Below are 21403 nucleotides of genomic sequence, written 5' to 3' on the forward strand. Positions count from 1 at the left end.
CTCCTTGTACTGCCCGTTGAACGCCTCGGAGCCCGCCTTGGTCAGCTTGGCCGGGATGTCCTTGAAGACCATGGCAGCCACCCGCCGCCCCATAACCCTCGCCGCAGCCGTCGCCACCGCTGCCACCCTCGGCGCCGCACTCGCCCTCCCGGCACTCGCCGCCGACCGCACCGCGCCGAACGCCACCGCTGCCGCGCCGACGATCGAGCTCAAGGACGGCACGCTGGACTGGGGCTTCAAGGAGTCCTTCCGCCGGTACATCGGCGGCGCCGGCAAGATCACCGTCAAGGACGGCGCGAAGCAGGCCGAGAACAACGGCGTCTTCACGTTCGTCAACGGCAAGGGCACCTACGACACCGGTACCCACGCCACCGACACCGCCTTCGACGGCGGCGTCAACTTCAACGCGCACGGCGGCGTCCTGGACATCACGCTCTCCGACGTCAAGGTCTCCACCGCCGGCACGGGCGGCGCCATCACCGCCGACGTGGCCACCCCGCAGGGCACCCAGAACGATGTCGCCGTCGCGGACCTGGATCTCTCGGCGGTGCGGCCGGGCCAGGGCGCGGGCGGCGCGATGGTCTTCAAGGACATCCCGGCCAAGCTGACCAAGGCGGGCTCCGAGGCGTTCAACGGGCAGTACAAGGAGGGCGAGGTGCTGGACCCGGCCACGCTCACCGTCACGGCGGCCGCGGCCCCGACCGAGAAGCCCACCGAGAAGCCGACGGAGAAGCCGACCGAAAAGCCCACGGAGAAGCCCACGGAGAAGCCCACCGAGAAGCCGACCACCAAGCCGACCGCCAAGCCCAGCCCCACGGCCTCCGCCACCGACAAGCCGGCCCCCGAGTCCGGCCCGGTCGTCGACGGCACCCTGGACTGGGGCGTCCGGGAGTCCTTCCGCTCGTACGTCACGGGCTCCATCGCCCAGGGCAAGGTCGAGACGACCGGCGGAGCCAAGCCCACCGCGTCCGGCTACCGCTTCCCCGACGCCACCGGCACCTTCGACGCCGCCGGGCAGACCCTGAAGGCCACCTTTGGCGGCAAGGTCCGCTTCCTCGGCCACAAGGAGGACGGCGCCTACACCCTCGACCTCTCGTTCTCCCACCTGACGGTGCGCACGTCCGGCACCACGGGCAAGCTCCTGGCCGACGTCTCCTCCAAGGACCGCGCGACCAAGAAGGTGTCCACCTACACCGGCCTGGCCATCGCCGACCTGAAGCTGCCCGCCGGCAAGCTCGCCGCCAAGGACGGTGTCGTCACCCTGTCCGGCGTCCCGGCGACCCTGACCGCCGACGGCTCCGCCAAGGCCTTCGGCGGGATGTACCAGGCGGGCGAGAAGCTCGACGCGCTGACCGTCGCGGTCTCCCTCGACAAGAACGCCACCCTCCCGACCGGTTCCACCACCGGCGGCTCCTCCACGACCGGCGGCTCGACCACCGGCGGGGGCGCCGCGGGCGGTTCGGGCTCCACCGGCGGGGGCGGCACCGTCGGAGGCGGCGGCACGGTCGGCGGCTCGGGCGCCCTGGCCTCTACCGGTTCCGACGTGCCCACGGGCCCGCTGCTCGCCGCGTCCGGCCTGATCGTGGCGGCCGGCGCCGGAGCGGTCGTCGTGGCCCGCCGCCGCCGTACCGCCTGACGCCCCGCACACCGGACGGCACCACCGCCCGGGTCCCCGCCCTCTCGCAGGGCGGGGACCCGGGCGGGTGCTTGAATGCGGGCGTGAGCGACTACGACTACGACGTACCCGCCGGCACCGACGTCCTGCGCGTGTTCTGCGGCCCGGACGGCCGGCACGGCAACGCCCTCGGGGTCGTACGCGACGGGCGCCGCCTTCCCGACCGCGCGGACCGGCAGGAACTCGCCGGGAAACTCGGCTTCAGCGAGACCGTGTTCGTCGACGACCCGGAGCGCGGGCAGCTCGACATCTACACCCCGGGGCTCCGGCTGCCGTTCGCCGGGCATCCCGTGGTCGGCGCCGCCTGGCTGCTCGACCTGGAGATCCTGGAGCTGGAGGTGGGCGACGTGTTCGCCCGCCAGGACGGCGAGTTCAGCTGGATCACCGCCCGCCCCGAGTGGGCGCCGCCGCGCACCCTCCAGCAGTACGCCTCGGCCGCCGAGGTCGACGCGCTCCCGGCCCCGCCGCCCGGCGCGGGCTGGCTCTACGCCTGGGCGTGGGAGGAGGAGGCGGCGGGGCGCGTCAGGGCGCGGGCCTTTCCGCGCAGGTTCGATGAGCGCGGCGTCAGCCGCTCCGGTGGAGCCGGTGCTTGCACCGGGGGCATCGCGGAGGACGAAGCGACGGGAGCCGCGGCCCTGTTGCTGAGCGCGCACCTCGGGCGCGCGCTCAACATCACACAGGGCCGCGGCTCCCAGATCCTCACGGCGCCCGCGCCGGACGGCACGGTGGAGATCGGCGGCAGGGTGGTCCTGGCCCACCACGGGTGACGCGGGTCAGGCGGCGCGGAACTCCTCGCCCAGCTCCCGGAACACGGCGGTGTTCAGCGCGAAGGCGCGCTTGCACTCGTCCACGATCCGCTGCTTCTCCAGGTCGTCCGCGTTCACCGCGTCCAGCAGCTCGCGGTAACCGCGCTTGAAGGAGGCGGGGTTGGAGATCTCCTCGAAGACGTAGAACCGCACCCCGTCGCCCTTGCGGGCGAAGCCCCAGGTCTTCTCCGCCTTGTCCCGGATGATCTGCCCGCCCGACAGATCGCCCAGGTACCGCGTGTAGTGGTGCGCGATGTACCCGGCGGGCCAGGTGCGGGCGCACTCGGCGACCCGTTCGGCGTACGCGGCGGTGGCCGGCAGCGGCTCCAGACCCTCGCGCCAGCCCTCGCCCCGCAGATGGGCGAGGTCGCGCTCCAGCTCGGCGGTGCGCATCAGCTCGGGCTGTATGAACGGCCCGGCGACCGGGTCGGCGGCCAGCGCCTGGGCGCCCTCCTCCAGCGCCCGGTACACGAACCACAGCTGCTCGGTGTAGCGCGTGTACGCGTCCACCCCGAGGCGCCCGCCGAGCAGATCCCCCATGAAGGTCGAGGTCTCCGCCTCGGTGTGCTGCTCGTGGGACGCGGTACGGATCAGCGTCGAGAAGGGCGTGGCGGTGACGGTTGCGTCCAAGGCGGGCCTCCGGGGCCGAGGGGGACGGGAAGTCCGGGAAGAGACGGAAATATCGACCCGCCACAGGTGTCCGCCGGTGGCGCGGGCCGATACGGTGATCCTCCTACTTAGGCATACCTAAGTCAACTCTTTGCCGACGGCTTGTCGGGAACTGTCGGTAGCGAACAGAACGGCCGCCCGGAGGGGCGGCCGTTTCGGAAGCGGGGGAGGCGGAGGCGTTATGGCAGGGTCAGGATGTCCGCGCCGGTCTCCGTCACCACGAGCGTGTGCTCGAACTGCGCGGTGCGCTTGCGGTCCTTCGTCACCACGGTCCAGCCGTCGTCCCACATGTCGTAGTCGTGGCTGCCGAGCGTCAGCATCGGCTCGATGGTGAACGTCATGCCGGGCTGCATCACGGTGGTGGCGTGCGGGCTGTCGTAGTGCGGCACGATGAGCCCGGAGTGGAACGAGGTGTTGATCCCGTGCCCGGTGAAGTCCCGGACCACGCCGTACCCGAAGCGCTTCGCGTACGACTCGATGACCCGCCCGATGACGTTGATCTGCCGGCCCGGCTTCACGGCCTTGATCGCGCGCCGCAGCGATTCCTCGGTGCGCTCGACGAGCAGCCGCGACTCCTCGTCGACGTCGCCGCAGAGGTAGGTCGCGTTGTTGTCACCGTGCACCCCGTCGAGGTACGCGGTCACGTCGAGGTTCACGATGTCGCCGTCGCGCAGCACGGTGGAGTCCGGGATGCCGTGGCAGATCACCTCGTTGAGCGAGGTGCACAGCGACTTGGGGAAGCCGCGGTAGCCCAGCGTCGACGGGTAGGCCCCGTGGTCGCACATGAACTCATGGGCGACGCGGTCGAGTTCGTCCGTCGTGACGCCAGGGGCGATGTGCTTGGCGGCCTCGGCCATCGCCTGCGCGGCGATCCGTCCCGCGACGCGCATCCGCTCCACGGTCTCGGCGTCCTGCACCTCCGGCCCGGTGTACGGCGTCGGAGCCGGCTTGCCCACATACTCGGGGCGCCGGATGTTTCCGGGAACGGAACGGACGGGAGTGATCTCCCCTGGTACGAGCAGCGACTGGCCAGACATGCCAGCGAGTCTAACCAGCGTGTCCGGGGCACCATGGCACAGAGGAAAGGAACCGATGATGGCCCTGTTCAAGAAGCGCACGGTCGGCAAGCCGGGCGAGTGGTTCTACTGCCTGGAGCACAAGAAGGTCGAGGAAGGCCCCGAGTGCCCGGCGAAGGACCGCTTCGGCCCGTACGCCTCCCGGCAGGAGGCGCAGCACGCGATGGAGACCGCCCAGGAGCGGAACCTGGAGTGGGACACCGACCCCAAGTGGCACGACCGCAAGGGGCAGGACGAGGACGGCGCGGCCGGCTGACGGGGCCGCGGGGCCGGGGCCGGCGGGCCCCGGCCTCAGGCCGCCGGCTCCACGGCCGGTCCCTCCGCGTGCCGGGCGCGCCGGCGCAGCGCGTCCTCGTCCGTCGCCGAGTCGTACGTGAGGAGCTTCGGGAGCGCCGCCGCCAGCAGCGCCACCGAGGCGACGCACGCCACGCCGCCGGTCCAGATCGCGGGCCGGGTCCCGGTCCATCCGGCCATGCCGCCGGCCCGGACCTGGCCGAGCTGCGGCCCGACGCTGTACGAGAGCACCTCGATGCCCGCGAGGCGGCCGCGCAGCTCCTCCGGGATCGTCTGGTTCCAGATGGTCGACCGGCCGAGCCCGCTGAGCATGTCGCCCGCCCCGGCGAAGGCGAGGCAGACCAGCACCAGCCACACGTTGCCGAACCAGCCGGCCGCCGCGATCGAGAGCCCCCAGACGGCGGCACCGCACACGACGAACAGCCCGTGCCTGCGGACCCGTGAGGTCCAGCCGCTGGTCAGGCCGAGGACGAGGGAGCCGGCCGAGCCCGCCGCGTACATCAGGCCCAGCGACCAGTCGGCGTCCAGCTCGTCCGCGAGGAACGGGAAGATCGTGTTGGGGAACGCGAAGAACATCGCGGCCATGTCGATCGCGTACGTGCCCAGCAGCACGGGCCTGCTCCAGGCGTACCTGGCCCCCTCCACGATGCCGCGCAGCGACGGCTTCTGCCCCTTCTCGGCGGGCGGCGCGGGGGCGAGCCTGCGGCACATCAGCACCGATACGGCGAAGGTGGCGACGGTGATCGCGTAGGCGGTGGCGTGTCCGGCGTAGGCGACCACCAGGCCGGCCAGCGACGGGCCCATGATCGCCCCGGCCTGCCAGCGCAGCGAGTTCAGCGCGGCGGCGGCCGGCAGCTGGTCGTGCGGCACGATCCGGGCCATCAGCGAGTCCAGCGCGGGCCGCTGGAGCCCGGCGAGCGCGGAGACGCCGCCCGCCACCAGGTAGAGCGGCCACAGCATCGGGTCGGGCAGTGCCGCGTTCACCAGGAGGACCACCGCGAGCAGCCCGAGCCCGGCCTCCGTGAGCAGGATGATCTTCCGGCGGTCCGCGGCGTCGGCGAGCGCACCCCCGTACAGGCCGCATATGACCAGCGGCACCAGCTCCACCGCGCCCATCGCGCCGACGGCGAGCGGTGAGCCGGTGAGGTCCTTGATCTGGAGCGGCAGCGCGATCAGCGCCATGAAGCTGCCGAAGTAGGTGACGATCCCCTGCACCCACAGCAGCCGGAAGTCGGCCGATGACCGCCAGGGCGAGAGGTCGGGGAGGAGCGCGGCCAGCCTGGCGGCGAGGGAGGTGCGAGAGGTCACGAGGAGACATGGTCTGTCGTGATACGTGCGGGATGCAAACGGATTACGGGGGCGGCCCCGCACGCCCGGAGCCGCCCCGCTACCAGCGCGGCGGCGGAGGCGCGGTCAGCTGGTCGGCCAGCCGGGACAGCCGGTCGCGGAAGGTGCGGCGGCCGCCGCGCGGCACGGGCGCGCCGTTCTCCCCGGCGGCGGCGCTGATCAGGTGCTGGACGGTGTCCAGGTCCACGTCGTCCTCGTCCGTCACGGACAGCGCCTCATGGGCGAGCCCGCGGACCTGGGGGTCGCCGTTGTCCAGCGAGAGGATCGTCGCCCCGGCCCGGCGGGCGTCGTGGACCCGCTCCAGCAGACCCTCGCCGGGGCGCTCCGGCGTCACCACGAGCAGCGTCTCGCCCCGCCCGGCCGCCTCGATCCGGCCGAGGCCGACCGCGAGGTGGGCCGGGTCGCCGGGTTCCACCCGGTGGCGTACCAGAGTGGGGCGGAGTTCGGGCAGCCCCGACCAGGTGGACTCGTCGACCAGGTGGGCGGCCAGGTGCCAGGGCTCGTACACCTCGGTCCCCACCAGCAGCAGCCCGCCGCCGTGCGGGACCACGGAGGAGCGGAGCGCGCCGGCGAACTGCCGGGCGGCGGCGGGCCACTGGGTCCTGGCGAGCACTTCACGCAGCAGCGCCACACGTACGGCATCCATGGCCCGGCATCCTGCACCATGCACGGGCCCCGCCACCGGCGAAAGGCCGGACAGCCATCCGTACGGGTGGCGGCGGGGGCAGGGAGCCGTGCGACGTACGTCCCACCGGCCGGGGAGCGCGGGCTGCGGCGCCGTACCTCGCAGTAGTGTCGGGGCCATGACTACGAATGACAGCGGCAGCGCGCCCAAGCCCCCCGCCAAGGACCCCTGGGACCTGCCGGACGTGTCCGGCCTGACCGTCGGCGTGCTCGGCGGGACCGGGCCGCAGGGGCGCGGTCTCGCGTACCGCTTCGCCCGCGCCGGCCAGCAGGTGATCATCGGCTCCCGCGCCGCCGACCGCGCGGAGGCGGCGGCCGGGGAACTGGGCAACGGCGTACGCGGCGCGGACAACGCGACCTGCGCGCGGGAGAGCGACGTGGTGATCGTCGCGGTGCCGTGGGACGGCCACGCCAAGACGCTGGAGTCGCTGCGCGAGGAGCTGGCCGGGAAGATCGTCGTCGACTGCGTCAACCCGCTCGGCTTCGACAAGAAGGGCGCCTACGCGCTGAAGCCGGAGGAGGGCAGCGCCGCCGAGCAGGCCGCCGCCCTGCTGCCGGACTCCCGCGTCACCGCCGCCTTCCACCACCTGTCGGCGGTGCTGCTCCAGGACGAGACGATCGAGGAGATCGACACCGACGTCCTGGTGCTGGGCGAGGCCCGCGCCGACACGGACATCGTCCAGGCGCTGGCCGGCCGCATCGCCGGTATGCGCGGCATCTTCGCTGGCCGGCTGCGCAACGCCCACCAGGTCGAGTCGCTGGTCGCCAACCTGATCTCGGTCAACCGCCGCTACAAGGCCCACGCCGGACTGCGTACCACGGACGTGTGAGGACCCTCCCGGGAACGGCCGGGGGCATGGGGGACACTGGAGGGGACCGTGCTGCACCCTCCGACAGGAGCCACCCCCATGCCCCGCCTCGCTCTCTACGCCCTCGTCGTCTGCGTCCTGGCCCTCGCCGCGGCCGTGACGTCCTTCGTGCAGGGCAGCGTGCTCATCGGCATCGTGTGGGTCCTGCTGGTCGGCCTCTCCTCGAACATGGCCTGGTACTACCTGCGCCGCCGCCGCGCGGAGTCCGCGCAGTAGCCCGGCGCGCCGGTCTCACCGGTCCCGGACCAGGGCGTGCAGGTGCATGTCATGGCGTCCGTCGTCGTGCAGCCCCGCGCCCCGCTTGACGCCCTCGGGGGCGAACCCGCACTTCGTCGCGACCGCGCACGAGGCGTGGTTCCGCGTCGAGTGGTCCAGTTCGATGCGCCAGAAGCCGGCCTCCTCCAGGGCCCAGGCACTCAGCGCCGCGAGCGCGCCGGAGGCCACGCCGGCGCCCCGCGCGGCGGGCAGCACCCAGTAGGCGGCCTCGGCGATCCCGTCGCCGAACTCCATGTCGCGCAGCGCGATCCGCCCGCGCACCTCACCGTCGTCACCGGTGACGGCCCAGTGACCGCCGCTCTCCCGCTGCCAGTCCCGCGCGTAGGTGTCGAACCACTCGCGGACCTGCTCCTCGGTCGAGGGCCGGCGCGTGTGCCAGTGCCGGATCTCCGGGTCCTCGTAGGCGGCGAGGAACACCGGCGCGTCGGCGCGTTCCCAGGGCCGGAGCACGAGTCCGCCGGCGGCGCGGATCACCGGCTGGCGCGAACCGCCGAGCGAGCCGGGGGCGAGGGTGGGAGGTGTCGACACGTCACGGGTCATGGTTCATGGTCACCCGCCTGTGGCGACCCGCGTCAAGACCGCCGGGTGCCGCCCGGCCGCCTCAGCCGCCCATCTCGCACACCGGGTTGGCCCCCTGCCAGAACCGGTACGCGTCAAGGCCGCAGTCCGTCCGGAAGCCGTCCACGCCCAGGCCGCGCAGCAGCGCGTACACCGCGTCGAAGAAGGCCCGGTTCAGTTCGGGAACCCACAGCAGGGCGAAGACCGCGATCAGGCCGAAGGGTGCGAACGGCTCGACCGCGCGCCGCGCCGAGTGCGACAGCCAGGGCTCGATCACCCCGTAGCCGTCGAGGCCCGGCACCGGCAGGAAGTTCAGGAGGGCGGCCGTCACCTGGAGCAGCGCCAGGAAGGCCAGCGCGTTGCGGAAGGCGGCGGGTACCCCGTCCAGCGCGTCCAGCCAGAACGGCGCCGTGCACACGAGCGCGAACAGCACATTGGTCAGTGGCCCGGCCGCCGAGATCAGGCTGTGCCGCCACCGGCCGCGGATCCGGCCCCGCTCGATGAACACCGCCCCACCGGGCAGCCCGATCCCGCCCATGATCACGAACAGCACCGGCAGCACGATGCTCAGCAGCGCGTGCGTGTACTTCAGCGGATTCAGCGTCAGATACCCCTTGGCGCCGATCGAGATGTCCCCGCTGTGCAACGCGGTCCTGGCGTGCGCGTACTCGTGCAGACACAGCGACACCACCCACGCCCCGGTGACGAACAGGAACGTCGCGAAACCGGGCTGCGCCGCGAAGTCCGTCCACACCGCCCACCCGGCCACGGCCGTCACGGCGGCGATCCCGAGAAAGACCGGACTGATCCGCTGCTGCGCTGCGCTTGCCATGCCCCGAGCGTAGGCGGCGTGCAGACGGCCCACCCCGCTCTCCCCGCATTTCGCCCCTGCTAGCGTCGCCCCACGTGAACGACAACGTGTACGTGGGCAACGCCGGCAAGGACGCCGCACTCGACCGGGGCTGGATCCTCGGGCACTTCAAGGACGCGGGCGATCCCCGGCACAGCGAGGACGTCGAGATCAAGTGGGGCGTCCACCCGGTGGGCGACGAGCGGGCGCAGTGGGTGCGCGGGGAGAGCCGGACCGCGCTGCTCGTGCTCATCAGCGGGCGGTTCCGGGTGGAGCTGCCGGGGCGCAGCGTGCTGCTGGAGGAGCAGGGCGACTACGTGGTGTGGGGCGTCGGCGTCGACCACTCCTGGATCGCCGAGGAGGAGTCCGTGGTGCTCACCGTCCGCTGGCCGTCCGTGCCGGGTTACGCGGTCGAGCCGAAGGGCGACGCGGACGCGGGGGAGTGACCGGGGCGCGTACGGCGCGCCCGCCGTCCGCGCCCGGTGACGCGGGCGTGCCGCACCCCCGCCGCGTACGACACGGCGGAAACGGTTCGCTTCCCGCCCCGGGACCGGAAAGGGTGGGCCCATGACGAGCAGGGGCGGGGCGGCTGTGCGCACACCGGTGGGGGTCACGGAGAATGGGCGCGTGCGCTACGGCATCCTCGGCACCACCCAGGCACTCCGCGACGACGGCACGGTCCTCTCCGTCGGCGGGGCGCGGCTGCGCGCCCTGCTCACCGTGCTCGCGCTGCGCCCCGGGCGGACGGTCCCGGTGGGCGTGCTCGTCGACGAGGTGTGGGACGGCGAACCGCCCGCCGACGCGCCCGCCGCACTCCAAGCCCTGGTCGGACGGCTGCGCCGGGCCATCGGGCACGAGGCCGTCGCCTCGGCGGAGAGCGGCTACCGGCTGGCCGCCGAACCGGAGGCCGTCGACCTGTTCCGCTTCGAGCGGCTGGCCGGCGAGGGGGCCAGGGTCCTCGCGGAGGGCGACCCGGCCCGCGCGATGGGCGTCCTCGACGACGCGCTCGCGCTCTGGCGGGGCCCCGCGCTCGCCGACCTCCCCGACCGGCACGCCGCCGCCGCGCGCTGGACGGCCCGCCGGCTCGACGCCCGCCGGGACCGGCTCGCCGCCGCGCTCCGGCTCGGCCGGGCCACCGAGGCGCTGCCGGAACTGACCGCGCTCTGCGGCGAGCACCCCCTCGACGAACCCCTCCAGGCGCTGCGCCTGCGCGCCCTGCGCGACGCTGGGCGCACCGCCCAGGCCCTGGCCGCGTACGACGAGGTGCGCACCCTGCTCGCCGACCGCCTCGGCACCGACCCGGGCGCCGAGCTGACCACCCTGTACGGGGAGCTGCTGCGGCAGGAGCCCGCGCCCCCGGCCCCCGTGAAGCCCTCCGCACCCGCCCCCGCCCCTATGGGCAACCTCCGCGCCCGTCTCACCAGCTTCGTCGGGCGGGAGCCCGAGATGGCAGCGCTGCGCGACGACCTCTCCCGGGGACGGCTCGTCACCCTGCTCGGGCCCGGCGGCGCGGGCAAGACCCGGCTCTCGCAGGAGGTCGCGGACACCGTCGACCCCGGCACCTGGCCGGACGGGGTCTGGCTGGCCGAACTGGCGCCGGTCGACGACCCCGAGGCCGTGCCGGAGGCGGTGCTCGCCGCGCTGGGCGCCCGGGAGACGGTGCTGAGCGGGGCGGGCTCCGGGGAGCTCCGGGCCGCCGAGCGGGCCTCCGGCGACGAGCGCGCCGCCGGTGAGTCGCTGGCCCGGCTCACCGAGTACTGCTCCCGCCGCCGCATGCTGCTCCTGCTGGACAACTGCGAGCACGTCATCGAGGCCGCCGCCGCCCTCGCCGACCACTTGCTGGCCCGCTGCCCCGGCCTCACCGTCCTCGCGACCAGCCGGGAACCCCTCGGTGTGCCGGGCGAGGCGGTCCGCCCGGTCGACCCGCTGCCGGACCCGACCGCGCTGCGCCTGCTGGCCGAGCGCGGCGCCGCCGCCCGGCCCGGCTTCCGGGTCGACGCGGACGGGGCGACGGCGGTGGCCAGCGCCGAGATCTGCCGCCGCCTGGACGGGCTGCCGCTCGCCATCGAACTCGCCGCGGCCCGGCTGCGGATGCTCACCCCGCAGCAGATCGCGGACCGGCTCGACGACCGCTTCCGCCTGCTGACCAGCGGCAGCCGGACCGTGCTGCCGCGCCAGCAGACCCTGCGGGCCGTCGTCGACTGGTCCTGGGAGCTGCTGGACGACGACGAGCGCGTCACCCTGCGCAGGCTCTCCGTCTTCGCCGGCGGCTGCACCCTGGAGGCCGCCGAGGCCGTCTGCGCCGACGGGTCCGGCGGGGCGGTCGACGCCGCCCGCCTCCTGGGCTCCCTCGTCGACAAGTCCCTCGTCGTGGCCGCGCCCGCCGACGACGGCCAGATGCGCTACCGGCTCCTGGAGACCGTCGGCGAGTACGCGGCGGAGCGGCTGGAGGAGTCGGGGGAGCGGGACGCCGTCGAACGCCGGCACCTGGTGTTCTTCCGCGAGCTGGCCCGTACGACCGACCCGCTGCTGCGCGGCTCCGGACAGCTCGCCGCCGTCCGGCTCCTCCAGCGCGAGTACGAGAACCTGCGCACCGCCCTGCGCCACGCCGTCGCCGCGCCCGACGAGCAGGAGGCGCTGTGCATGGTGCTGTCGCTCTCCTGGTACTGGCAGATCCGCAACCTGCGCGGCGACGCCCTGCACTGGGCGGACGCGGCGGCGGCTCTCGGCCCCGACCCGTTCGCCCCGCCCGTACGGCCCGCGCCCTCGCTCCACGAGCGCTGCACCGACGCGCCCCCGCCCATGCGGCAGGAGCTGCTGGAGGAGGCGCGGCGGCAGGTCGGTCTCGTCCAGCTGGTCAACATGGACCACGCGATGGACGAGTGGACGAACGAGGCCAGCATGGCCCGGCTGCGGGCGATCGTCGCGACCTACCGGGCCGGCCAGCCGCAGACCTGCCGCAGCCCCGCCTCGCTCTGGTTCTACGCCGTGATGCTGACCGGCGGCGTCTCCGACCTGCGGCACCTGCTGGACGAAACGGTGCGCGGGGCCCGGGAGTTCGGCTACGAGTGGGAGCTGGCCGCCGCCCTCCAGATGCGGGCCAACGTGCTGGCCAACCGCCCCGACTGGGCCGGCGAGGCGCATACGGACGCCGACGAGAGCCTGGCGATCTTCCGCCGGCTCGGCGACGACTGGGGCATGGCCGAGGCGCTCTCCTCGCGCGGCGAGGCCAACGAGAAGCAGGGCGCCTACGCGCAGGCGGCCGAGGACTTCCAGGCCGCGATCCGCTCGGCCGAGAAGCTGGGCGCCCTCGCCCAGGTCTCCGTCCTGCGCATCCGCTACGCCTCCGTGCTCACCGAGCTGGGCCGGGGCGCCGAGGGCGAGGCGATCATGCGCGAGGTGCTGGGCGACGAGCGCCAGACCGGGCACGAGGCGCGGCCCGCGGCGCGGCTGTTCATGGCGATGTGGCTGGGCCGGGACGGGCGCACCGACGAGGCGCGCGAGCAGTTCACCCTGCTGCACGAGGAGTTCAAGTCGGAGACCATGGCGGTCTTCGAGGGCTTCGTCCTCGGCGGCCTGGCCTGGCTGGACAACCAGGACGGCGCGTATGCCCGGGGGCTGGAGCGGAGCCGGCGGGCGCTGGAGTCGATGCAGGACCCGCTGACGCAGATGGTCGCGCCGCAGATGGCGGTGATCAATCTGGTCATCCTGGCCTGGGCGCTGGCCGGCCTCGGCGGGGAGGAGAGGTCCCGCACCGCGGCGCTGCTGCTGGGGTCCGGCCGGGCCCATCTGCCGGAGGGCCACTTCATGAACGCGATGGAGCGCGAGAACTTCGCCCGCGCCGAGGAGCTGGTGCGCGTCCGGCTGGGCGACGCCGCCTACGAGGCCGCGTACGCCGAGGGCGGCGGCCTCTCCCTGGAGGAGGCCGCCGCCCTCGTGGACGCGGAATCGGAACCCGGCTCGTAACGTCAGGACTTCTTGCGGAACTTGGAGACCGCGAGCGGTGCCACGGCCGCGGTGATGACCACGGCCCAGCCGAGCGTCAGCCAGACCGAGTGACCGAGCGAGGTGCCCATCATGAGACCGCGCGCGGCGTCCGCCAGGTTCGACAGCGGGTTGTAGTCGGTGAACGTCTGGAGCCAGCCCGGCATCGTCGTGGGCGGGGCGAAGATCGAGGAGCCGAACTGGAGCGGCATCATGACCAGCATCCCCATTCCCTGAACCGCCTGGGACGTCTTCATGGCCAGGCCGAGCAGGATGAAGATCCACATGATGGCGGCGCCGAACGCGGCCGACAGGCCGATCGCCGCGATCAGTCCGAGCACGGACCCGTGGAGCTCCATGCCGAGGGCGAAGCCCATGCCCAGCAGGATGAGCGTGGCGACCATCATCCGGCCCAGCTCGACCACGATCTTGGCGACGAGCACCGAGGAGCGCGCGATCGGCATCGTACGGAAGCGGTCCATGACCCCCTTGCGGAAGTCGTCGTTGACACCGCTGCCGACGGCCATGGCGATGTTCATGCCCATCATCGCCATCAGACCCGGGATCAGGTAGTTCAGGTACTCCTGCCGGCCGCCGCCCATGCTGCCGCCGACCGAGCCGCCGAAGACGTACACGAACAGCAGCACGAAGATGACGGGCATCAGCAGCGCGTCGAACATCGACTCCGGATCCTTCTTGATCTGGAGCAGGTTGCGCCGGACCAGGGCCCCGATGTGGCGCAGGTTGTTCCGCAGGCCGATGCCGCCCTCGTCGTGGAGCTTGGCGGCCGGCGCGGAGACGGGTGTGTCGGTGGGGGTGGGCGTCAGAGTCGTCGTGCTCATGCCGCGACCTCCTCGGGAATCGTGTCGGTGACGGTGGCCTTGTCGCCGGTGATGGCGAGGAACACCTCGTCCAGGCTGGGCAGCGCGGTGGCGACGTGCGCCAGCGAGAAGCCCCGGGTGCCGAGCAGACCGATGACGGCGGTGAGCTGCTCGTCGCTGAGGATCGGTACGTAGAGCAGGCCCTCGTCCGGGACCGCCTGCGCGCCCGCGACACCGTCGAGTCCGGTCTCCCGCAGCGCCTGTGCCATCGGGGCCAGCTCGGCCGGGTCCGAGGGGCGGATCTGCAGGGTCCGGCCGCCGACCTTGGCCTTCAGTTCGTTCACACCGCCGCGGGCGATGATCCGGCCCTTGTCGATGACGGTCAGCTCGTTGGCCAGCTGTTCGGCCTCTTCCATGTACTGGGTGGTGAGGAGCACGGTCGCCCCCTCCGCGACCATGCGCTGCACCTCGTCCCAGACCTCGTTGCGGGTACGGGGGTCGAGCCCCGTCGTCGGCTCGTCGAGGTAGAGGACGGCCGGGCTGCCGATCATGGAGGCGGCCAGGTCGAGCCGGCGGCGCATCCCGCCGGAGTACTCCATCGCGGCCTTCTTCGCCGCGTCCGTGAGCGAGAAGCGCTCCAGCAGCTCGTCGGCCCGCGCCCGCGCCTTCTTGCGGGGCAGGTCGAGCAGGCGCCCGATCATGTAGAGGTTCTCCCAGCCGGAGAGCTTCTCGTCGACCGAGGCGTACTGGCCGGTCAGGCCGATGGTGCGGCGCAGCGCGCGGGGCTGCTTCACCACGTCGAAGCCGGCGACGACCGCGGTCCCGGCGTCGGGCGTGATCAGCGTGGAGAGGCAGCGTACGAGGGTGGTCTTGCCGGCGCCGTTGGGGCCGAGCACGCCGAGGACGGTGCCCTCGCGCACATCGAGGTCCACGCCGTCCAGGGCCTTGGTCTCGCCGTAGTGCTTGACCAGTCCCCGCACCTCTACGGCGTTGCCGCCGGTCCCGCCGTTCCGGGGGTTCTTGTCGATTCGCGTCATGCCGACTACTAGACCAGCCGCCACCGACAGTCCGCCTACAGCGGGCCGACAGCCTGCCTACAGCCGCCCGGCAACGGCCGACAGCCCGCCGATGGGGGAGTCGGCGGGCTGTCGTTCGTGCCGGTGGTGGTCATCGGGGCGCGAGCCCCAGTGGCCCGGCGCGGCCTCAGTGGAAGGTGTGCTCCGGAGCCGGGAAGGTGCCGCCGACGACCTCGTCGGCGTACGCCTTCGCGGCGTCGCCGAGGATCTGCCGCAGGTCGGCGTACTGCTTGGTGAAGCGCGGCACCTTGCCGCCGGTCAGTCCGACCATGTCGGTGTAGACCAGCACCTGCGCGTCGGTGTCCGGACCGGCGCCGATCCCGATGGTCGGGATGTGCAGGGTGCGGGTGACCTCGGCGGCCAGTTCGGCCGGTACGAGTTCCAGGACGACGGCGAACGCGCCCGCGTCCTGCACGGCCTTGGCGTCGCGCAGCATCTGCTGGGCGGCCTCCTCGCCGCGGCCCTGGACCCGGTAGCCCATCGCGTTGACGGACTGCGGGGTCAGGCCGATGTGGGCCATGACCGGGATGCCGGCCTCCACCAGCAGCCTGATCTGCTCGTGGCTGCGCTCGCCGCCCTCCAGCTTGACGGCGCCGACACCGGACTCCTTGATGAGCCGGGTCGCGTTGCGCAGGGCCTGGACCGGGCTCTCCTGGTACGCCCCGAAGGGCAGGTCCGCCACGATCAGGGCGCGCTTGGTGCCCCGGACGACGGCGGCGGACAGCATGGCGATCTCGTCCATCGTGACGGGCACGGTGGTCTCGTAGCCGAGGTGACAGTTGCCCATGGAGTCGCCGACGAGCATGACCGGGATGCCGGCCTCGTCGAAGACGGACGCGGTCATCGCGTCGTAGGCGGTGAGCATGGGCCACTTCTCGCCGCGCGCGGTGGCGGCGGCGATGTCGTGGACGGTGACCCGGCGGTTGCTCTTGCCCCCGTACAGCGCCTTGCTGCTGTCGGAGGGGGTTCCCGCGGGGGTGGCGGACTGGTTCTGCGCAGCCTGAAGCGACATGGCAGGTGGCTCCTTCGTCATCTCGAGGCGCCCTGACGGCGTCCCCGGATCGCTTCCATGGTGGCATCCCGGAGCCGGTCGCGGGAAGTGGGCCGGGCGGCCGGGTCATCGGTAAAGACTTTACAATACGAGACGGTCTCGTATCGGAATGCCGTTAGGCTACTCCTCATGTCCACACCGTCCGGCGCTCCCGCCGTGTCCCAGATACCGGAGGCGGTCCACCGCCGCCGCTGGGCGATTCTCGTGGTCCTGATGTTCAGCCTGCTCATCGTGGTGCTGGACAACTCGATCCTGAACGTCGCCGTCAAGACGATCGCCTCTCCCTCGCCCACCGGCATCGGCGCCACCCAGAGCGAGCTGGAGTGGGCGATCAACTCCTACACGCTCGTCTTCGCCGGCCTGCTCTTCACCGCCGGCCTGCTGGGCGACCGCCTGGGCCGCAAGAAGATCCTGCTCTTCGGTATCACCCTCTTCGGCATCGGTTCCGCCCTCGCCGCCCTGTCCGGTTCGCCCGGCGAGCTGATCACCTGGCGCGCCCTGATGGGCTTCGGTGCCGCCTTCGTCATGCCGGCCACCCTGGCCGTCCTGATGAACGTCTTCGAGCGCGACGAGCAGCCCAAGGCCATCGGCATCTGGGCCGGCAGCGTCGGCCTCGGCATCGCCATCGGCCCCATCACCGGCGGCCTGCTCCTCGAACACTTCTGGTGGGGCTCGATCTTCCTGGTCAACGTGCCCGTCGTGATCATCGCCCTGGCCGCCATGGTGTGGCTGGTGCCGGACTCGAAGGATCCGAAGCCTGGCCGGCTCGACCCGGTCGGCGTGGTGCTCTCCATCATCGGTCTGGTGCTGCTGGTGTACGGCATCATCCGGGGCGGCGAGCTCGCCGACTTCACCGACGTCTCGGTCCTGCTGCCGGTCATCGGCGGCCTCGCCGTCCTGGTGGTCTTCGTCCTCCACGAGAAGCGCAGCGCCAGCCCGGCGATCGACATCTCGTACTTCAGGAAGCCCGCGTTCTCCGCCGCCGTCGCCGCGATCGCGCTGATCTTCTTCGCGCTGATGGGCGTCACGTTCTTCTCCGCCTTCTACATGCAGAGCGTGCGCGGCTACAGCGCCCTGCAGTCCGGGCTGCTGATCCTGCCGCTGGCCGTGGCGCAGATGCTCTTCGCGCCCCGCGCCCGGATCGTCGTCGCCCGCTTCGGCGCCCGTGCCGTCTGCACGGCGGGCATGCTGGCCGTCGCTGTCGGCCTGGCCGCGTTCGCGCTCTTCGACGCCGATACGCCCGTCTGGCTGATGTGCGTCGTCTTCTTCGTCCAGGGCACCGGCATGGCCCACGTCATGCCGCCGGTCACCGTCGCCGTGATGCAGGCCCTGCCGCGCGAGAAGGCGGGCTCGGGCTCGGCCGTCAACAACACGTTCCGCCAGGTCGGCGGCGCACTCGGGATCGCCGTGCTCGGCTCGGTGCTGTCCACCGTCTACCGCAGTGACATCGAGGACCACCTCGGCGCGCTGCCCGCCGGGGCCCGGGACGCGGCGGGGGAGTCCATCGAGGCCACCCTCGCCGTCGCCGAGAAGCTGGGCCCCAAGGGCGCCCCGCTGGTCGGCGCCGCCCACGACGCGTTCATGAGCGCCATGCACGTCACGGCCCTCGGCTCGGCCGCCGTCGCCCTGATCGGCACGCTCGTCGTCGCCCTGTGGCTGCCGGGCCGCGAACCGGCCGGGCAGCAGCCCGTACGCGGTGAGGAGAGCCCCGCGAAGGCGGGCGCCGGCCGATGACACCGACCCCGTAAGGCTGAATCTTCCGGGTGGACCGGGCCGCCCCGCGCGGCCCGGTTCGCCCGTGGGGCCGGCCTTCTTCCGCGTCGGCGAGAATCGGAGGCGGCGAAAGGTGGTTTCACGTGCAGGATCAGGCACCGGACGAGCGCTCCGGCGAGGTTCCCGGCCCCGGAGCGGGCGCCCCGGAACCCGGTGACGACTCCGAGCCGCGCCGGGGACGGCCGCGCAGCGCCGCCGCCGAGGCGGCGATCCTGGACGCCGTCGTGGAGCTGCTGGAGGCCGGTGAACCCCTCGCCGCCCTCTCCATCGAGCGCATCGCCCGCACCGCCGGCGTCGGCAAGGCCACCATCTACCGGCGCTGGGCCGGCAAGGAGGAGCTCTTCGTCGACGTGCTGCGCGCCATCGAGCCCCCGGAACCGGAGGTCTCCGGCACCGGCGGCCTGCGCGACCTGCGCGTCCTGCTGGAGTCGATGCGCACCCGCGGGCTCGCCCAGCGCTCCTCGGTCCTGCTGCACAACGTGTTCGCGCAGATGAAGAGCCATCCCAAGCTCTGGCACGAGTACCAGTGCACGGTGATAGCCCCCCGCCGGCTCGCCATGGTCGCCGCCGTCCGCCGCGCCGTCGAGGCGGGCGAGCTGCGCGACGACACGGACGTGGAGCTGATGGACGACCTGTTCCTCGGCCCCATGCTCGTACGCACCATCCACCGGCCCGACGCGCCGCTGCCCGACGATCTCGCCGACCGCATCATCACGCTGGTGATCGAGGGCCTCGCGCCCCGGCGGGCGGCCGCCGCCCCGGAGTGCCGAGCCGCAGGCCGCGGCTGACGCGCCGGGCGCGCGCGAGTATGCGCGTTCCGTCACAGACCCCCACGTTTCCCCGTGCCACCGGAACTGCCGGAGCCGCCCGCCACGTCCTCGTGGCAGTACGGCCGCCCCGGGCGGCATGAAAGGCATCGCGCATCCCCTAGGGTCGGGGGCGCGGCGATGTGTACGGCAAGGCAGTGAGGACAGCGCGATGGTGCAGGCGTACAGGGCGGACACCGGGAACGGCGTGGGGCCGCAGCGCTCCGGCTCCCGCTTCCGGGACCTGCGCGACAGATTCACCCGGCTCCTGAGGGACCCGGGCACCTGGCGGCGCGGCATCCTCCTGGCCTGCTGGTCCGTCCTGCTGACCCTCGTGATGGCCTTCCACGCCCAGATCCCGAACACCGTCGGCAACCTGGGCAGCCTCACCGAGACGTTCCTGCCCTGGTTCGGACTGCTCGTCCCGGTGCTGCTCGTCCTGGGTCTGGTGCGCCGCTCGGGGACCGCCCTGGTGGCGCTGCTGCTGCCGGTGGTGGTCTGGCTCAACATGTTCGGCGGCCTGTTCACTGACAAGTCGGGCAGCGGCGGCGATCTCACGGTCGCCACCCACAACGTCAACGCCGACAACCCGGACCCCGCCGCCACCGCCGACCAGGTCGCGGGCTCCGGAGCGGACGTCGTCGCCCTCCAGGAGCTGCCCGCCGGCAAGGTGGCCGCGTACGAGAAGGCGCTCGCCGGCCGCTTCCGCTACCACTCCGTCCAGGGCACCGTCGGCGTGTGGAGCAAGTACCCGCTGAGCGACACCCGGCCGGTGGACCTCAAGATGGGCTGGGTCCGCGCCATGCGCACCACCGTCGCGACACCGAAGGGCCCCCTCGCGGTCTACGTGGCGCACCTGCCGTCCGTACGCGTCAAGATGCACGCCGGCTTCACCGCCAACCAGCGCGACCAGAGCGCCGACGCCCTCGGCAAGGCCATCTCCCACGAACCGCTCGCCCGGATCGCCCTGCTCGGCGACCTCAACGGGACGATGAACGACCGCGCGCTCAACGGGGTCACCGCCCAGATGCGCTCCACCCAGGGCGCCGCCGGCGACGGCTTCGGATTCAGCTGGCCCGCGAAGTTCCCGATGGCCCGCATCGACCAGATCATGGTCAAGGGCGTCGAACCGATGTCGTCCTGGACGCTCCCCGCCACCGGCAGCGACCACCTCCCGATCGCCGCCCGCGTCGCACTGTGACGCAACGAGCCGTTTACCGGAGCGCATCCATCCTCTGAGAGACTTTGTTTCGTACGGGAACAAGGTCGCCGGCGACGAAGCCGGTCCGCCGCCCTGCGCACCGCCCACCCGGCGGATCGCGCGGGCGTGCGTACGACCACGTGCCCTCCCGCCCCTCCGCACCCGCGGGCCCCGACCGGGCCCGCCGGGCCGCGGCCGGGGGCCCTGAAGCGGAAAGGTCTCTCCTCATGCCCCTGGCCCTGCTCGCGCTGGCCGTGAGCGCCTTCGGCATCGGCACCACCGAGTTCGTCATGATGGGCCTGCTGCCCAACGTCGCGGACGACCTCGGCACCTCCGTCCCCACCGCCGGCTACCTGGTGTCGGCGTACGCGATCGGGGTGGTCCTCGGCGCTCCGTTGCTCACCGCCCTCGGCTCCCGCGTCCCGCGCAAGCGGATGCTCCTGCTGCTGATGGCCCTGTTCACCGTCGGCAACCTCGCCTCCGCGCTCGCCCCCGGCTTCGGCTGGCTGCTCGCGGGCCGCCTGCTGGCCGGTCTGCCGCACGGCGCGTTCTTCGGCGTCGGGGCCGTCGTCGCCTCCCGCCTGGTGCCCGAGGGGCGCCGGGCACGGGCCGTCGCCACGATGTTCCTCGGCCTGACCGTCGCCAACATCGTCGGCGTACCGGCGGCCACCCTGCTCGGCCAGCACCTCGGCTGGCGCGCCACCTTCCTGGTCGTCGCGGCCATCGGGGTCTGCGCGATGGCGGCCCTCGCCCGCCTCGTCCCGCAGATCCCCGTCGAGGCCCGCCAGGACGTCCGCCACGAGGTCCGCGCGATGCGCAACCGGCAGGTCCTGCTCGGCCTGCTCACCGCCGTCTTCGGCTTCGCCGGCGTGTTCGCCGTCTACTCCTACCTCTCGGCGATGACCACGAAGGCCATGGGCTTCGGCGAGTCCGCGGTGACCCCGGTCCTGGCGCTCTTCGGTATCGGCATGACCCTGGGCGCGCTCGCCGCGGGCCCGCTCACGGACCGAGCCCTGCGCCCGACGCTGTACGGGTCCCTGGGCGCCCTCGCCGTCGTCCTGGCCGTCTTCCCACTGGCCGCGCACGTGAAGTGGGCGGCGCTGGTGATGGTGGTGCTGCTGGGCGCGGTGGGCTTCATGACGACCACGCCGCTCCAGATGCTCGTGATGAACAAGGCGAAGGACGCCCCGACCCTGGCCTCCGCCTCCAACCACTCCGCGTTCAACCTGGCCAACGCGGGCGGCGCGTGGCTCGGCGGCACGGCCATCGCGGCGGGCTGGGGCTGGACGTCCCCGGCCGTCGTCGGCGCGGCCCTGGCGGTGGCGGGCCTGGCCATCGCGGTCACGGCGGGCACGCTGGACCGGGAGCCCGGCACGTCGAAGGTGGTGGCGAAATCAGCCCGTCCGGCGTTTGAGGACAAGACGTCGGCCACAACGGACCGCACCTGACCGTCGAGCGCGGCGGTCTCCAGCCCGTCCGGCGCTTGAGGACAAGACCTCGGCCGGATCGGGCTGCAGCTGACGGACAACGCAGCCCGTCCGGCGCTTGAGGACAACCCCCCGGCCGGATCGGGCTGCAGCTGACGGA

20 protein-coding genes are annotated in these 21403 nt (G+C 72.8%); 11 read left to right on the forward strand and 9 right to left on the reverse strand.

What is annotated here, in order from left to right; all coding sequences use genetic code 11:
- Positions 1-70: 70 nt before the first annotated feature.
- Complete coding sequence (locus tag EAO73_RS19075) at positions 71-1636, forward strand: HtaA domain-containing protein (RefSeq protein ID WP_147973531.1); 1566 nt, start codon at positions 71-73, stop codon at positions 1634-1636.
- Between the two features lie 83 nt (positions 1637-1719).
- Positions 1720-2442 (forward strand): PhzF family phenazine biosynthesis protein, encoded by a 723-nt coding sequence (locus EAO73_RS19080; protein WP_147972736.1) that lies wholly within the window; start codon positions 1720-1722, stop codon positions 2440-2442.
- A 6-nt stretch (positions 2443-2448) separates the two neighbouring features.
- Here the strand turns inward: EAO73_RS19080 and EAO73_RS19085 are convergent, their stop codons facing one another.
- Positions 2449-3111: a heme oxygenase (biliverdin-producing) gene (locus EAO73_RS19085; protein WP_147972737.1), complete on the reverse strand. Its 663-nt coding sequence runs from the start codon at positions 3109-3111 to the stop codon at positions 2449-2451.
- A gap of 218 nt (positions 3112-3329) precedes the next feature.
- On the reverse strand, positions 3330-4187 hold the full coding sequence (gene map / locus EAO73_RS19090) for a type I methionyl aminopeptidase (protein WP_147972738.1): 858 nt from the start codon (positions 4185-4187) through the stop codon (positions 3330-3332).
- Between the two features lie 58 nt (positions 4188-4245).
- On the opposite strand from map, the gene EAO73_RS19095 reads away from it, so the two are divergent.
- Positions 4246-4482, forward strand: a complete 237-nt coding sequence (locus EAO73_RS19095) for a hypothetical protein (protein WP_191134188.1) — start codon at positions 4246-4248, stop codon at positions 4480-4482.
- 35 nt (positions 4483-4517) lie between these two features.
- Here the strand turns inward: EAO73_RS19095 and EAO73_RS19100 are convergent, their stop codons facing one another.
- The gene (locus tag EAO73_RS19100; RefSeq protein ID WP_147972740.1) at positions 4518-5828 is read right to left on the reverse strand and encodes an MFS transporter; all 1311 of its coding nucleotides are present in this window, start codon (positions 5826-5828) and stop codon (positions 4518-4520) included.
- Positions 5829-5907: 79 nt separating this feature from the next.
- A complete protein-coding gene (locus tag EAO73_RS19105; RefSeq protein WP_147972741.1) occupies positions 5908-6513 on the reverse strand; it encodes a hypothetical protein in 606 nt (201 codons plus the stop codon).
- Positions 6514-6670: 157 nt separating this feature from the next.
- Between EAO73_RS19105 and npdG the strand changes: the two genes are divergently transcribed.
- Together npdG and EAO73_RS36025 are read left to right on the forward strand one after the other, a co-directional pair.
- Positions 6671-7381, forward strand: a complete 711-nt coding sequence (npdG, locus tag EAO73_RS19110) for an NADPH-dependent F420 reductase (RefSeq protein WP_147972742.1) — start codon at positions 6671-6673, stop codon at positions 7379-7381.
- Positions 7382-7459: 78 nt separating this feature from the next.
- Positions 7460-7636 carry a hypothetical protein gene (locus tag EAO73_RS36025; RefSeq protein ID WP_191134138.1) on the forward strand — a complete coding sequence of 59 codons (177 nt, stop codon included), beginning with the start codon at positions 7460-7462 and terminating at the stop codon, positions 7634-7636.
- A gap of 15 nt (positions 7637-7651) precedes the next feature.
- Here the strand turns inward: EAO73_RS36025 and EAO73_RS19115 are convergent, their stop codons facing one another.
- Both EAO73_RS19115 and EAO73_RS19120 read right to left on the reverse strand, forming a co-directional pair.
- On the reverse strand, positions 7652-8236 hold the full coding sequence (locus tag EAO73_RS19115; protein WP_147972743.1) for a GNAT family N-acetyltransferase: 585 nt from the start codon (positions 8234-8236) through the stop codon (positions 7652-7654).
- A 61-nt stretch (positions 8237-8297) separates the two neighbouring features.
- The gene (locus tag EAO73_RS19120) at positions 8298-9086 is read right to left on the reverse strand and encodes a site-2 protease family protein (RefSeq protein ID WP_147972744.1); all 789 of its coding nucleotides are present in this window, start codon (positions 9084-9086) and stop codon (positions 8298-8300) included.
- A 74-nt stretch (positions 9087-9160) separates the two neighbouring features.
- On the opposite strand from EAO73_RS19120, the gene EAO73_RS19125 reads away from it, so the two are divergent.
- Positions 9161-9550: a signal peptidase I gene (locus tag EAO73_RS19125; RefSeq protein WP_147972745.1), complete on the forward strand. Its 390-nt coding sequence runs from the start codon at positions 9161-9163 to the stop codon at positions 9548-9550.
- 181 nt (positions 9551-9731) lie between these two features.
- Positions 9732-13070 (forward strand): BTAD domain-containing putative transcriptional regulator, encoded by a 3339-nt coding sequence (locus tag EAO73_RS19130; protein WP_147972746.1) that lies wholly within the window; start codon positions 9732-9734, stop codon positions 13068-13070.
- 2 nt (positions 13071-13072) lie between these two features.
- Here EAO73_RS19130 and EAO73_RS19135 read toward each other — a convergent pair whose 3' ends face one another.
- From EAO73_RS19135 to panB, 3 genes are all read right to left on the reverse strand, one after another.
- Positions 13073-13930 (reverse strand): ABC transporter permease, encoded by an 858-nt coding sequence (locus EAO73_RS19135; protein WP_073863338.1) that lies wholly within the window; start codon positions 13928-13930, stop codon positions 13073-13075.
- Complete coding sequence (locus EAO73_RS19140; RefSeq protein WP_093709079.1) at positions 13927-14946, reverse strand: ATP-binding cassette domain-containing protein; 1020 nt, start codon at positions 14944-14946, stop codon at positions 13927-13929. Before EAO73_RS19140 ends, EAO73_RS19135 begins: the two co-directional genes overlap by 4 nt.
- Before the next feature lie 166 nt (positions 14947-15112).
- Positions 15113-15997, reverse strand: a complete 885-nt coding sequence (gene panB / locus EAO73_RS19145) for a 3-methyl-2-oxobutanoate hydroxymethyltransferase (protein WP_147972747.1) — start codon at positions 15995-15997, stop codon at positions 15113-15115.
- 168 nt (positions 15998-16165) lie between these two features.
- Between panB and EAO73_RS19150 the strand changes: the two genes are divergently transcribed.
- The 4 genes from EAO73_RS19150 to EAO73_RS19165 all read left to right on the forward strand — a co-directional run bounded on the left by EAO73_RS19150 (position 16166) and on the right by EAO73_RS19165 (position 21264).
- Complete coding sequence (locus tag EAO73_RS19150; protein ID WP_147972748.1) at positions 16166-17770, forward strand: DHA2 family efflux MFS transporter permease subunit; 1605 nt, start codon at positions 16166-16168, stop codon at positions 17768-17770.
- A gap of 122 nt (positions 17771-17892) precedes the next feature.
- Positions 17893-18597 (forward strand): TetR/AcrR family transcriptional regulator, encoded by a 705-nt coding sequence (locus EAO73_RS19155; protein WP_147972749.1) that lies wholly within the window; start codon positions 17893-17895, stop codon positions 18595-18597.
- Positions 18598-18787: 190 nt separating this feature from the next.
- A complete protein-coding gene (locus EAO73_RS19160) occupies positions 18788-19816 on the forward strand; it encodes an endonuclease/exonuclease/phosphatase family protein (protein WP_147972750.1) in 1029 nt (342 codons plus the stop codon).
- Positions 19817-20043: 227 nt separating this feature from the next.
- Positions 20044-21264 (forward strand): MFS transporter, encoded by a 1221-nt coding sequence (locus EAO73_RS19165; RefSeq protein ID WP_147972751.1) that lies wholly within the window; start codon positions 20044-20046, stop codon positions 21262-21264.
- The last annotated feature ends 139 nt before the right edge of the window (positions 21265-21403 follow it).

Origin of the sequence: Streptomyces sp. col6 (assembly GCF_008042035.1) — a bacterium.
GTDB lineage: Bacteria > Actinomycetota > Actinomycetes > Streptomycetales > Streptomycetaceae > Streptomyces.